The organism is Streptomyces sp. SD31 (genome assembly GCF_052068475.1).
Lineage (GTDB): Bacteria > Actinomycetota > Actinomycetes > Streptomycetales > Streptomycetaceae > Streptomyces.
On sequence record NZ_JBQHCX010000020.1, the window covers coordinates 50,263 to 64,778 of the forward strand.

Consider the following 14,516-nt stretch of genomic DNA (forward strand, 5'->3'; position numbering starts at 1 on the left):
TCGCACCCGGCACAGAGGAGAACCCGGAGTGATCCCCCTATCGTTCGCGCAGCGGAGTCTGTGGCTCACCGGGCAGCTGGAGGGCCGCTCGGCCACGTACAACATCCCCCTCGCCCTGCGCCTGACCGGGGTCCTGGACCGGGCGGCACTGGCGGCGGCGCTGCGGGACCTGGTGGAGCGGCACGAGAGCCTGCGGACGGTGATCGGGCGGCACGACGGCGAGCCCTGCCAGGTGATCCTCGACGCCGACGACGTGGGCGAGCTCCTGACGGACGTGACACCGACCGCCACGGGCGCCCCGAGCGAGACCGAACCCGCCGTGCTCCTGGGCGAGTTCGCCACGTACGAGTTCGATCTCACGGCGGAGCCGCCGCTGCGGGCCCGGCTGTACGGGACCGGGCCCGACGAGCACCTCCTCGCCCTGGTCGTGCACCACATCGCGGCCGACGGCTGGTCGATGGGCGTCCTGCTGCGCGACCTCGGGCAGGCCTATGCGGCACGACGCGAGGGGCGGGCCCCCGCGTGGGAGGCGCTGCCGGTGCAGTACGCGGACTACACCCTGTGGCAGCGCGAACTGCTCGGCGACGAGGGCGACCCGCACAGTCTCGCCGCCCGCCAGCTGGCCTTCTGGCAGGACCGGCTGGCGGGCCTTCCGGAGGAACTGGCCCTGCCCACGGACCGGCCCCGGCCCCCGGTCGCGAGCCGGCGCGGCGGCACCGTCCCCCTGGAGCTCGGCCCGGAGCTGCACGGCCGCCTCACCGAGGTCGCCCACGAGCTGGGCGCGAGCCTGTTCATGGTGGTGCGAGCCGGGCTGGTGGCCCTGCTGTCCCGGCTCGGCGCGGGCGACGACATCACCATCGGCACACCGGTGGCGGGCCGCACCGACGACGCCCTGAGCGAGCTGGTGGGCTGCTTCGTCAACACCCTCGTGCTGCGCGCCGACGCGAGCGGTGAGCCGACGTTCACGGACCTCGTGGAGCGCGTACGGGACGCGGACCTGGCGGCGCTCGCACACCAGGAGATCCCGTTCGAGCGGCTCGTGGAGGCGCTGAACCCGACGCGCTCGCCGTCCCGCCACCCGCTGTTCCAGGTGATGCTCGCCTTCCAAAAGTTCACCGACACCGCCCCCCGACTCCCGGGGCTTCAGGCCGAGTTGCTGCCGCTCGGCACTCCCGCCGCCCACTTCGACCTCTCCTTCGACCTCACCGAACGGCACGACGCCGACGGCCGGCCGGCCGGCATCACCGGCACCCTCGGCCATGCCACCGACCTGTACACCCCCGACACCGCCCGGCGCATCGCCGAGCGCCTCGTCCGCCTCCTGACCGCCGCCGCCGACGACCCACGGCGGCCGGTCACCGCCCTCGACCTCCTCGCCCCGGCCGAACGCGCACTCCTCCTGGCCGAGGGACACGGCACCCACCACCCGGCCGCCCGGCCGGACACGGTGACAGGGCTGTTCGCGGCGCGCGTGGCGCGGCGCCCGGACGCGACCGCGCTCGTCTTCGGGGACACCGAACTCACCTACCGCGACCTGGACACCCGCTCCGACGGTCTCGCCCAGCGCCTGCGCGCCCGGGGCGCGGGCCCCGAACGCCTGGTCGCGGTGGTCATGGACCGCTCCGCCGACCTCGTCGTGACGCTCCTCGCGGTCCTCAAGACCGGCGCGGGCTACGTCCCGCTCGAACGCGCCGCACCCCCGGCACGGACCCGCCTCGTCCTCGACGACACGCGCGCGGTGCTCCTGCTCACCGACGGAACCGCCGAACTCCCGCCGGACATCGCCGTCCCGGTCCTCGACGTCACCGCCGACCACGACGCGACGGCCCACCGCGACGAGGGCGGTACGCACCGGACGCCGCCGCCCGCCCTCATCCACCCCGACAGCACCCTGTACGTGATGTACACGTCCGGCTCGACGGGCCGGCCGAAGGGCGTCGTGACGCCGCACGCGGCCGTGGCGGCGTTCGCGGCCCACCGGCCGTGGCTGCGCGACGGCGCCCCGGACGGCGTGCTCTTCCACGCCAACCACGCCTTCGACGCGTCGACCTACGAAGTGTGGGCCACGCTCGCCCACGGCGGCCGCGTGGTGATCGCGCCGCCGGGCCCCCTGAACGGCGCGGCAGTGGCCGAGCACATCACCCGGCACGGTCTGACCCGCCTCCATGTCACCGCCGGCCTCTTCCGCGTCTGGGCGGAGGAGGAACCGGAGGTCTTCAAGGAGCTGCGCGAGGTGACGACCGGCGGTGACGTCGTCTCCGCCGCCGGGGTCCGCGCCGTGCTGCGCGCCTGCCCGGACACCGTGGTCACGGCGGCGTACGGCCCCACCGAGACGACGGCCTTCAGCACGCTCAGCACCTTCACCGGGAACCCGGACCGCGTCCCGAACACGGTGCCGATCGGCCGCCCGATGGACGGCATGCGCACCTACGTCCTCGACCCTCGCCTGGCCCTCGTGCCGCCCGGAGTGGTGGGGGAGCTGTACGTGGCGGGCACGGGCCTCGCGCGCGGTTACGCCCACCTCCCCGGCCTGACCGCGGAGCGCTTCGTGGCGGACCCGTACGCGACGGCGTACGGAGCCGGGGGCGAGCGCATGTACCGCACCGGAGACCTGGCCCGCCGACTGCCCGACGGGCAGCTGGAGTTCGCGGGCCGCGTCGACGACCAGGTGAAGGTGCGCGGCTTCCGCGTCGAGCTGGGCGAGGTCGAGGCCGCGCTCCTCGACCACCCCGACGTGGCGCGCACGGTCGCGGCGGTCAAGGAGGACGGCTCCGGCGACAAGCACCTGATCGGATACGTCGTTCCGGAACGCGGTCGGCAGGAACCGGCCCCCGACGGTGCCCCGGAGCCCGTGGACACCGAGGCGATCCTCCGCCACGCCCGGACCGTGCTCCCCGACCACGCGGTGCCGTCCGCGATCGTGCTCCTTCGGACGCTGCCGCTCACCGCCAACGGCAAGTTGGACCGCGCGGCCCTGCCGCACCCCGGCCCCGTCGCCGCGACCCGTGGCGGCCGCGCCCCCCGCTCCCCGCGCGAACACGTCCTGTGCGCGCTGTTCGCCGAGATCCTCGGCCTGCCCGAGGTGACGATCGACGACAACTTCTTCGCCCTGGGCGGGCATTCACTGCTCGCCACCCGTCTGGTGAGCCGGGTGCGGACCGAACTCGGCGTCGACCTGGGCATGGCGGAGCTGTACGCGGCGCAGACGGTGGAGGCACTGGCCCGCGAACTCTCCGAGACCGGCGGCAGCCCGCGCCCGCCCGTACGCGCCGTCCGGCACCGGCCCGACCGGCTCCCGGTGTCCTTCGCCCAGCAACGGCTCTGGTTCCTGGGGGAGTTGTCGGGCCGCTCGGCGACCTACAACATCCCCTTGACGGCCCGGCTGACCGGCCCCTTGGACGTCGCCGCCCTCAAGGCGGCGCTGCGGGACGTGGTCGGGCGGCACGAGAGCCTGCGGACGGTGATCGGTCAGGCCGGGGGCGAGCCGTACCAGCGGGTGCTCGACATGGCCGAGGTGGGCGAACCGCTCGGCGTGGTGGAGGCGGACCCGCAGGAACTGCCGCACACGGCGGCGGCCCACGAGTTCGACCTGTCGGCGGAGCCGCCGCTACGGGCGTGGTTGACCACGACCGGCCCCGACGAACACACCCTCGCCCTGGCGGTGCACCACATCGCGGCCGACGGCTGGTCGATGGACGTCCTGCTGCGTGACCTGGGGCGGGCGTACGCGGCGCGTTGTGAAGGGCGGGGCCCGGGGTGGGGGCCGTTGCCGGTGCAGTACGCGGATTACGCGTTGTGGCAGCGGGAGTTGCTGGGCGAGGTGAGTGATCCGGGGAGCTTGGGCTCGGAGCAACTGTCCTTCTGGAGCGGGGAGTTGAAGGACCTGCCGGAGGAGTTGGTGTTGCCGGTGGACCGGTCGCGGCCTGCGGTGTCGAGCGGTCGGGGCGGGGTGGTGGCGTTGGGGTTGTCGGCGGGGACGCATGAGCGGTTGGTGGGGCTGGCGCAGGGTTCGGGCGCGAGTGTGTTCATGGTGCTGCAGGCGGGTGTGGCGGGGTTGTTGTCCCGGTTGGGGGCGGGGGAGGACATCGCGCTGGGTACGGCGGTGGCGGGGCGTTCGGATGAGGGTCTGGAGGATCTGGTCGGGTTCTTCGTGAACACGTTGGTGCTGCGGGCGGATGTGTCGGGGGATCCGAGTTTCCGTGAGCTGGTGGGGCGGGTGCGGGCGGTGGATCTGGCGGCCTTCGCGCATCAGGATCTGCCCTTCGAGCAGCTGGTGGAAGCGCTCAATCCCGTCCGGTCGCCGGCCCGGCACCCCCTGTTCCAGGTCATGCTCGGCTTCCAGCACGCGGACCGGCAGGCAGGGCTGGCGCTCCCCGGAGTGACGGCCGAGCCCGTCGGCGTCCAGCCCGGCGCCGCGAAGTTCGACCTCTCCTTCGACTTCACCGAACGGTTCACGGCCGACGGCGCCCCGGCCGGCGTCGAGGGCGGCATCACCTACGCCGCCGATCTGTTCGACCACGCGACCATCGAGGCGATGGCGCACCGCCTCACCCGGCTCCTCGACGCCGCCGCCGGCGACCCGGACCGGCGGCTCGGCGCCCTCCGCATCCTGGACCCGCACGAGCGCACCCGCCTGCTCGCCGTCGGGGACGGCGCCCGCCAGGAACTCCCGCACCCGAACGTCGCGGACCTCTTCGAGGCCCGGGCCCGCTACATCCCGAACCGGACGGCCGTCGTCGACGCGGACGGAACCGAGCTGTCGTACGCCGAACTCGGCGCCCGCGCCGACCGCCTCGCCCGGCGCCTCGTCGCGGCGGGCGTGGGGCCCGAACACCCGGTGGCGGTACTCATGGAGCGCTCGGCGCGACTGGTCGTCGCGCTGCTCGCGGTGGTCAAGGCAGGGGGTGCCTATGTGCCGCTGGACGGCCGGTGGCCGGGCTCGCGGATCGACTTCATCCTCCGGGACACGGGAGCGACGATCCTCCTCACGGACGGCACATCGGACCTCGGGCCCGGTGCCGACGACCGTCTCGTATGCGTCCACATCGGCGAGGACCAGCAGGGGGCGGGCGAGAACGGGCCGGCCTTCCTCGGGGACATGCCGCGCGGGCGCGGTGCCGGACCCGACGGCCTGATGTACGTGATGTACACATCCGGCTCGACCGGGCGGCCCAAGGGGGTCGCCGTCACCCACCGGGGTGTCATGGGGCTGGCCGCGGACCGGCGGTTCGGCGCCGACGCGCACCGGCGTGTGCTGTTCCACTCGGCGCACGTCTTCGACGCGTCGACGTACGAGATCTGGGTGCCCCTGCTCGGCGGCGGAACGGTGGTGGTGGCCGGACCGGGCGAGCTGAGCCCAGCGGGAGTCGAGCGGGTCGCCGGCGGGCGGGGTGTCACCGCGCTGTTCCTCACGATCGGTCTCTTCCGGGTCCTCGCCGAGGAGGCGCCGGACTGCTTCGCCGGACTCGAGGAGGTGTGGACCGGCGGCGAACCGGTGCCCTCGGCGGTCCTCGGAAGGGTACGGCGAGCCTGCCCCACGACCACCGTGATCGACGTCTACGGCCCGACGGAGGCGACGACCTTCGCCACGTGCGGAGCCGTCTCCGACACGGACCTCACCGCGGTGTCGCCGCCGATCGGGCGGCCCATGGACGGGACCCGGACGTATGTGCTCGACGCGGGCCTCGGCCTCGTCCCGCCGGGTGTGGTCGGAGAGCTGTACGTGGCGGGCACCGGTCTGGCGCGCGGGTACGCGCACCGCGCCGGCCTCACGGCGGAGCGCTTCGTGGCGGACCCGTTCGCGGCGACGTACGGGCTGTCCGGTGCGCGCATGTACCGCACCGGCGACCTGGCGCGCTGGGCGCCCGACGGGCGGCTCGAGTTCGTCGGGCGCGTCGACACCCAGGTGAAGGTGCGCGGCTTCCGCATCGAGCTCGTCGAGGTCGAGGCGGCGCTCCTGGCCCATCCGGACATCGCGCAGGCGGCGGCCGTCGTCCGCGAGGACCGCCCCGGCGACCGGCGGCTCGTCGGATACGTGGTGCCGGGCGCGGGCGTGGCACGGGAGGCCGTCGACGACGTGGACCCCGCCGCGCTGACCGGCGGGCACCTGCCCGAGTACATGGTGCCGTCGGCCGTGGTGGCCGTGGCCGCCCTGCCGCTGACCGTGACCGGCAAGCTCGACCAGCGGGCCCTGCCCGCGCCGCGAGTGAGGCACGCGAGGGCGGGCCGGGCGCCGCGGACGCCGCGCGAGGAGGTGCTCTGCGGGATCTTCGCCGACGTCCTCGGCGTGCCGTCGGTCACCGTCGACGACGACTTCTTCGCCCTGGGCGGGCATTCGCTGCTCGCGACCCGCCTGGTGAGCCGGGTGCGGTCCGCGCTCGACGTCGAGCTGCGCATCCACACCCTCTTCGACCACCCCACGGTCGCGGCGCTCGCCGGGCGGCTCCCGTCCGGTGGCACGGCGCGCCCGGCGCTCGGCACCCGGGCCAGGCCGCACCGGCTCCCGGCGTCGTACGCCCAGCAACGGCTGTGGTTCCTCGGCCAGTTGGAGGGCCCGTCGGCGACGTACGACATCCCGATGGCGGTCCGGCTGACCGGCGCCGTGGACGCGGCCGCCCTCGCGGCGGCGCTGCGGGACGTGGTCGAGCGGCACGAGAGCCTGCGGACCGTGTTCCCGCCGGCTCCGGGGGGAGTGCCGTATCAGCGGGTGCTCGACATGGCCGAGGTGGGCGAGTTGCTCACGGTGGCGCGGGTGGCCCCGGCGGAACTGGGCCGGGAGCTGGCCGCCCGCGCGGACCACCTCTTCGACCTCAGCTCCGAAGTACCCCTGAGGGCCTGGCTCTTCGAGGTCGCGCCGGGCGAGAGCGTGCTGCTGCTCGTGGTGCACCACATCGCGGCCGACGGCTGGTCGATGGGGCCGCTGGCGCGTGATCTGGGGCAGGCGTATGCGGCGCGTTGTGAGGGGCGGGGCCCGGGGTGGGCGCGGTTGCCGGTGCAGTACGCGGATTACGCGTTGTGGCAGCGGGAGTTGCTGGGCGAGGTGGGTGATCCGGGGAGCTTGGGCTCGGAGCAACTGTCCTTCTGGAGAAGGGAGTTGACGGACCTGCCGGAGGAGTTGGTGTTGCCGGTGGACCGGTCGCGGCCTGCGGTGTCGAGCGGTCGGGGCGGGGTGGTGTCGTTGGGGTTGTCGGCGGGGACGCATGAGCGGTTGGTGGGGCTGGCGCAGGGTTCGGGCGCGAGTGTGTTCATGGTGCTGCAGGCGGGTGTGGCGGGGTTGTTGTCCCGGTTGGGGGCGGGGGAGGACATCGCGCTGGGTACGGCGGTGGCGGGGCGTTCGGATGAGGGTCTGGAGGATCTGGTCGGGTTCTTCGTGAACACGTTGGTGCTGCGGGCGGATGTGTCGGGGGATCCGAGTTTCCGTGAGCTGGTGGGGCGGGTGCGGGCGGTGGATCTGGCGGCCTTCGCGCATCAGGATCTGCCCTTCGAGCAGCTGGTGGAGGCACTCAATCCCGTCCGGTCGCCGGCCCGCCACCCCCTGTTCCAGGTCATGCTCACCCTGCAGAACACCGCCCGTGACGCCCTCGAACTGCCCGGTCTGCGGGTCGAGCCGGTGGCGCCCGGGGCGACCGCCGCGAAGTTCGACCTCTCCTTCGACTTCACCGAACGGTTCACGGCCGACGGCGCCCCGGCCGGAGTGGAGGGCGGCATCACGTACGCCGCCGATCTGTTCGACCACGCCACCGTCGAGGCCATCGCGTACCGCCTCACCCGGCTGCTCGACGCGGTCAGCCGCGATCCCGGCCTGCGGGTGGCGGACGTGGACCTGCTCACCGCGGACGAACGCGCACGGCTGACGTCCGACGGCGACGGCGGAACCCTCCGGGCGCCGGCGGCCGAGCGGGGCGTCGCGGAGCTGTTCGAGGAGCAGGTGGCCCGGACCCCACGGGCCACCGCCGTCATCGGTGAGCACGTCACTTTGACCTACGCGCAGCTCAACGCCGAGGCCAACCGGCTCGCCCACCGCCTCATCGCCCACGGGACGGGGCCCGAGGACGTGGTGGCGGTGGTCATGGAGCGCTCGGCGGAGCTCCTCGTGACGCTGCTCGGCGCGCTCAAGGCGGGCGCCGCCTTTCTGCCCGTGGAGCCCCGTCTGCCCGCCGAACGCGTGGCGTTCATGTTCGCCGACGCCCGCCCGGCCTGCGTGGTGACCCGTCCCTCGGCAGCCGCAGCCGTGCCGGAGACCGGGCTGCCGTGCCTCGTCCTGGACGACCTGCCGGGCGGCGCGGACCCGGCCCAGGACCCGGGCGACCCCACCGACGTGGCGCGCGTGAGACCGCTGCGTCCCGCCCACCCGGCGTACGTGATCTACACATCAGGCTCGACCGGCCGCCCCAAGGGCGTGATGGTCCCGCAACGCGGCATCGTCAACCGCCTGCGCTGGATGCGGGAGCGCGCCCCGCTGAACGGCGCCGACCGCGCCCTGGTGAAGACGCCGGCGAGCTTCGACGCGTTCGTGCCGGAGTTCCTCGGGCCGCTGATCGACGGAGCCGCGCTCGTGGTGGCGCGGCCGGAAGGGCAGCGCGACCCGGAGTACCTGGCCCGGTTGACGCGCGACCGCGCGGTGACGACGGCGACCTTCGTGCCGTCGATGCTCCAGGCCTTCCTGGACACCCGCGAGGCCGCCGAGTGCACCGCGCTGCGCCAGGTCCTCAGCGGCGGCGAACCCCTCACACGCCGGACCGTCACCGCGTTCGCCGGCACGCTCGACGCGACCCTGACCAACTGCTACGGGCCCGCCGAGACCACCGTGGACGTGGTGGTGGGGGACTGCCACCCGACGTCGCACCAGGAGCCGGGCGGTGTGCCCATCGGGACCCCCGTCCCGCACACCCGGGTGTACGTCCTCGACCGGCGCCTCGGCCTCGTACCGCCCGGCGTGGTGGGCGAGCTGTACGTGGCGGGCGCGCAACTCGCGCGCGGCTATGTGCGGCGGCCCGGCCTGACGGCGGAGCGGTTCGTGGCGGACCCGTACGCGGCGACGTCCGGACGCGCGGGTGAACGCATGTACCGCACTGGCGACCTGGCGCGCCGACTGCCGGACGGGCGACTGGAGTTCGCGGGCCGCGTCGACGACCAGGTGAAGGTGCGCGGCTTCCGCATCGAGCCGGGCGAGATCGAGGCGGCCCTGCTCGGCCATCCGGACGTGGCGCGCGCGGCCGTCGTCGTCCGCGAGGACACCCCGGGCGACGCCCGGCTCGTGGGCTACGTCGTGCCCGCGCCCGGCGCGCGGTGCGAGGCCGCCGAGCTCAGGGAGCATGTACGGGCCACCCTCCCGGAGCACATGGTGCCCGGCGCCGTCGTCACCCTCGACGAACTGCCCCGCACGGACAGCGGGAAGCTCGACCGCCGCCGACTGCCCGCGCCCGGCCACGCCGCGTCACCGGCGGGCCGCGGCCCGCGCACCGCACGTGAGCAGGCGCTGTGCGGCCTCTTCGCCGAAACCCTCGGCCTGCCGAGCGTCACGATCGACGACAGCTTCTTCGACCTCGGCGGACACTCCCTGCTGGCCGCGCGGCTGGTCGGCCGCCTGCGCTCCGTCCTCGGAGCCGAGGCGGGCGTGCGGACCCTCTTCGAGGCGCCCACGGTCGAAGCCCTCGCCCGACGCCTCGCGGGCTCGCCCCCGGCACGGGACGCCCTCGACGTGCTGCTGCCGCTGCGCGAACCGGAACCCGGCACGCGAGCGGCGGGCGAGGCACCGCTGTTCTGCGTGCACCCCGGCGCCGGGCTCAGCTGGTGCTACGCGGGGCTGTTGCGGCACCTCGCCCCCGACGTGCCCGTCTACGGACTGCAGGCCCGCCTGTTGTCGGAGGGCGGCGGGGCCCCGGCCTCGCTCGCGGAGATGGCCGGCGACTACGTCCGGCGCATCCGCGACGTACAGAAGTCGGGACCGTACCGGCTGCTCGGCTGGTCCATGGGCGGCACGCTCGCCCACGCCATGGCGACCCGGCTCCAGACGGACGGCGAGAAGGTGGAACTGCTCGCGCTGCTCGACGCCAGGCTCCCGGACGACCCACAGCGGCCGACGGAACGCGGGCCGGAGGACGACATCCCGGCGGCACTGCGCGAGGGGCTGCGTGAACTCGGCCATGCCGTCGACGCGGAGACACCCGAGGTCGCGGCCGCCGCCCAGGGCATCGCCGAGGCGGCCCGCTTCCTCATCCGCAACGACCCGGAGTTCGCCGGGATGCGGGAGGACACCGCCCGGGCGATGGTCGAGCTGACACTCGCCGGAAAACGGCTCGCGCGCGAGCACCGGCCCGACGTGTTCCACGGCGACGTCCTCTTCTTCGAGCCCCTGGCCGACCTCGCCCGGAACCCCACGCTGTCACCGGCGCGGGCCTTCGCCCCCTACGTGGACGGGCGGATGACGACGTACCGAATCGACTGCGCGCACAAGGAGATGATGCAGCCCGAACCGCTGCGCGACATCGCGGCGCGAATCTCGCACCACCTGGGCGGCAGCGACACACCCCACGAAGACGGAGCCGCCAAGTGAAGGGACGGAACCACAAGTTGCTGTCTGACACGGTGGGTGCGCGGTGACGACCGCCGAAGCGCCCACAGGACTGCTGGCCGGAACACGGCCCCGCATACTCGACCTGGCCACCGCCACACCACCCCTGTCCTACTCCCAGTCCGAGATACTCGACCTCTACGGCATCTCGGACCCCCGGATCCGGTCGCTTTTCACCAACAGCGCGATAGACCGGCGGCACCTGACCCTGCCGCCGATCGACCCGGACACCGGCAGACCACGCCCGGAAAGCCAGGGCGAACTCCTCGCCAAACACCGGGAATCCGGCATCGCCATGGGCTCGGCGGCCCTGCAGGACTGCCTGAAGAAGCTCGGCGCGTCCGTCGACGACGTCGGCTATCTGATGTGCGTGACCAGCACGGGCTTCCTCACCCCGGGATTCTCCGCGCGGATCGTTCGCGAGACGGGGCTGCCGAGGACCTGCGCGCGCGCCGACATCGTCGGCATGGGCTGCAACGCCGGGCTCAACGCCCTGACCGCCGTGGCCGGCTGGGCCGCGACCCACCCCGGGCAACTCGCCATCATGCTCTGCGTCGAGGCGTGCTCGGCCGCGTACGTCTTCGACGACACGATGCGCAGCGCCGTGGTCAACAGCCTCTTCGGCGACGGCGCGGCCGCCCTGGCGGTACGCGCCGACGACGACGGCGGCCACCCGTCCGGCGAAACCGGCGGCGGTGCGCAGATCCTGAAGTTCGCCGGACTGCTCATCACCGAGGCGCTGGAGGCGATGCGCTACGACTGGGACGAAGACCAGGGGAAGTTCAGTTTCTTCCTCGACCGCGATGTCCCCTACGTCGTCGGAGCCCACGCCGAACAGGCCGTCGACGCACTGCTCGCCGGCACCGGAGTGCGGCGCACCGACATCGCGCACTGGGTCGTGCACTCCGGCGGAAAGAAGGTCATCGACTCCGTCATGGTGAACCTCGGCCTGACGCGACACGATCTGCGGCACACCGTGAGCGTGCTGCGCGACCACGGAAATCTCTCCAGCGGTTCCTTTCTCTTCTCCTATCGGCGGCTCCTTGACGAGGGCGTGGTGCGCCCCGGCGACCTCGGCGTCCTGATGAGCATGGGGCCCGGCTCGACCATCGAAACCGCGCTGGTGCGGTGGTGACACGGATGGATGTGAACAGACAGATGACGACGCTGCGCATACGGCTCGACGCCACACAGGGCATGGCGCGACTCACCAGGACGATCACCGCGTTCCGTGAGCGGGCCGAGGACGAGCGGGCCGGGGCGGCGGTGATCGAACTCGGCCCCGGCCACACGGACTGGCCGGGCTCCGTCGACGTCCACACGGTGAACAAGTGGGAGCGGGCCCTGCGGCAGTGGGAACGCCTGGACGCCGTCACCCTCGTGACCGCCTCCGGCGCGTGCGGCGGGCCCGCGTTCGACCTGCTCATGGCCGCGGACATCCGGATCGCCGCGCCCGACCTGCGGATCGCCCTGCCCACCGCGGCCGGCGGCTTCTGGCCCGGCATGGCCGTCCACCGGCTCACCCATCGCATCGGCGTCTCCCGCGCCCGCAGACTCACCCTGTGCATGTCGGGCACCGGAGTGCTGGAGTCCTACCAGGCGCTCGACCTCGGCGTCGTCGACGAGATCACCGACGCGCTCGACGACCGCGTGGCCAAGGCCCTGGCGGGCAGCCCTTCCGGCGCCGAGGCCCGGCTGCTGCGCGGTCTGATCCTCGACGCCTCCGGCACCTCCTTCGAGGACGCCCTCGGCACCCATCTCGCCGCATGCGACCGGGCGTTGCGCGCCGCGGCCCCGGGGACGGGAGACGAGCGATGACCGCCGCCCTGACCGCGGCCTGGCAGGGCCCCCGCGCCCTGGCCGTGCACGCCGAGGAAGTCCTGGCCCGCACACCGCGCAAGGCCGATCGCACCCCCGAGCAGGGGGCACGCCTGGACGCCGCGACGGACGACGCCCGGCGCGGGCGCACCGCGTTCCTGGCCGAGCACGGGCAGGCCGTGTACGACGCACTGACGGGGAACCGCACCCGCTACCTCTGGCTGGACGAACTCCTCGACGCAGCGGCCGAGTCGCTCGACGGCCTGGTGCCCACCCGCGAGCAGATGGCGGCCGAGGCCGGGCTCGCGCAGGCCGAGAAGGAAGGGCGGGAGATCGACCAGGCCGTCTTCTTCTCCGGCGTACTGCGGCACGAACGGGCCGGCCTCCACCTGATGGAGTCGCTGCTGCGGCCCACGGACCGCGCCCTGGCACTGCTGCCGGAGTTCACCGAGCGCGGCAGCGTCGATCTCGGCCGGCTGCACGTCGAGCGCGTCGGCGACGCGGCCCACCTGACGGTCACCAATCCGGACGCCCTCAACGCCGAGGACAACGACCTGATCGCCGCCATGGACGTCGGTGTCGACCTGGCGCTCCTCGACGACCGCGTCAAGGTCGGGGTGCTGCGCGGCGGAGAGATGACGCATCCGCGCTACCGGGGCCGCCGCGTCTTCAGCGCCGGCATCAACCTCCGCCACCTCGACGCGGGCCGGATCTCGTACACGGACTTCCTGCTGCGGCGCGAGCTGGGCTACCTCAGCAAGCTGCAGCGCGGCCTGCTCCCGGCCGACGCGAGCGGCAACCCGGTGACGAGCCGGAACGCCCCCTGGTCCACGCCGACCGTGCAGAAACCGTGGATCGCCGCCGTCGACAGCTTCGCCATCGGCGGCGGCATGCAGCTCCTCTTCGCCTTCGACCGGGTGATCGCCGCGTCCGACGCCTACTTCAGCCTGCCCGCCGCACAGGAAGGCATCATCCCGGGCGTGGCCAACCTGCGCCTGCCACGCATCGCGGGCAGCCGCCTGGCGCGCCAGGTCATCCTCTCCGGGCGGCGCATCCACGCCACCGAGCCGGAGGCCCGGCTGATCTGCGACACCATCGTCGACGCCGCCGACCCCGCCGCCCTCGACACGGCGGTCGCGGCCGCCGTCGAAGAGCTGGCGGCCCCCGCGGTGGTCGCGAACCGGCGGATGCTGGGCCTCGCCGAGGAGCCGCCGTCCGTACTGCGCGCCTACCTGGCGGAGTTCGCGCTCCACCAGGGCCTGCGCCTGTACGCGCCGGACGTCCTGGAGAAGACGACGAAGTTCAGCGGGACGTCCTGATGCCGTCGCCCCCCATCCCTGTCCAGTGCCCCATCCCTGTCCAGTGCCCGGTCCACGTCAGAGAGCGTCGACCGCGCTCACCTTCCACCCGTCCGCCGTGCGCGTCATCGTCATCCGCACCCGGTTCAGATCCAACCGGGGCCCCGACACCTGCGTGCTCTCGGTGACCTGATTGACGAAGAGCAGTACCACGACCTTGTCCGCAGAGGCCGAGACGACGGAGGCCGCCGCCGGGCCGCCGGCCGCGGGGGCGGCGACCGTTGCCTTCACCACGCCCCGGTACTTCTCGGCCGTCGGGCCGACCACCGTCTTGGTGGTCTTGCCGTACTCGTCGCGGAAATCGCCGGTCAGATGGGCGCGGGCCTTCGCGAAGTCCTTGTCCAGGTGGCGGTAGTCGTACGACAGGACGACCGGCGCCGCCTTCCGAGCGGCCGCGACCGCCTCGGCTCGGGCGCTCTCCGCCTGCCGTCCGTCCCCGTACTGCCGGCCCAGTACGGCGGCCGCGATCAGCCCGGCCACGAAGAGAACGCCGAGCACCACGGTGAGCAGTCGGCGCCTACGGGGCCGGCCCTCCTCCTCCGGCTGCTCGGCGGCGTCCTCCTCGAACGACTCCGGCGACGGCTCGGGCGGGTCGTCCCAGCCGTCCTTCGGGGCCTCAATGAGTACCGTGCGTCCGGCGACGGTGGTCTCCGGGGCCGGCTCCCGGTGGCCGCGCTCCGCCCGCTTGGCCGCCGCGCGGGCTGCCGCGGTCATGCTGCGCCGGGTGGGGGAAACGGGGGCGCGGCCCGTCGTCGTCTTCGTCATGG

5 protein-coding genes are annotated in these 14,516 nt (G+C 73.6%); 4 read left to right on the forward strand and 1 reads right to left on the reverse strand.

Annotated elements, in window-relative coordinates; translation table 11 throughout:
* The first annotated feature begins 28 nt into the window (after positions 1-28).
* The 4 genes from ACTMVF_RS34975 to dpgC all read left to right on the forward strand — a co-directional run bounded on the left by ACTMVF_RS34975 (position 29) and on the right by dpgC (position 13,710).
* Positions 29-10,555 carry an amino acid adenylation domain-containing protein gene (locus ACTMVF_RS34975; RefSeq protein ID WP_441275078.1) on the forward strand — a complete coding sequence of 3,509 codons (10,527 nt, stop codon included), beginning with the start codon at positions 29-31 and terminating at the stop codon, positions 10,553-10,555.
* 70 nt (positions 10,556-10,625) lie between these two features.
* Positions 10,626-11,708: a 3,5-dihydroxyphenylacetyl-CoA synthase DpgA gene (gene dpgA / locus ACTMVF_RS34980; RefSeq protein WP_441275203.1), complete on the forward strand. Its 1,083-nt coding sequence runs from the start codon at positions 10,626-10,628 to the stop codon at positions 11,706-11,708.
* A gap of 5 nt (positions 11,709-11,713) precedes the next feature.
* Positions 11,714-12,391, forward strand: a complete 678-nt coding sequence (dpgB, locus tag ACTMVF_RS34985; protein ID WP_441275079.1) for an enoyl-CoA-hydratase DpgB — start codon at positions 11,714-11,716, stop codon at positions 12,389-12,391.
* Positions 12,388-13,710 carry a (3,5-dihydroxyphenyl)acetyl-CoA 1,2-dioxygenase DpgC gene (gene dpgC, locus ACTMVF_RS34990; protein WP_441275080.1) on the forward strand — a complete coding sequence of 441 codons (1,323 nt, stop codon included), beginning with the start codon at positions 12,388-12,390 and terminating at the stop codon, positions 13,708-13,710. The genes dpgB and dpgC overlap by 4 nt, the downstream gene beginning before the upstream one ends.
* 57 nt (positions 13,711-13,767) lie before the next feature.
* On the opposite strand, the gene ACTMVF_RS34995 is transcribed toward dpgC, so the two are convergent.
* Entirely contained in the window at positions 13,768-14,514 is a 747-nt protein-coding gene (locus ACTMVF_RS34995) for a hypothetical protein (RefSeq protein WP_441275081.1), read from the reverse strand.
* Positions 14,515-14,516 lie beyond the last annotated feature (2 nt).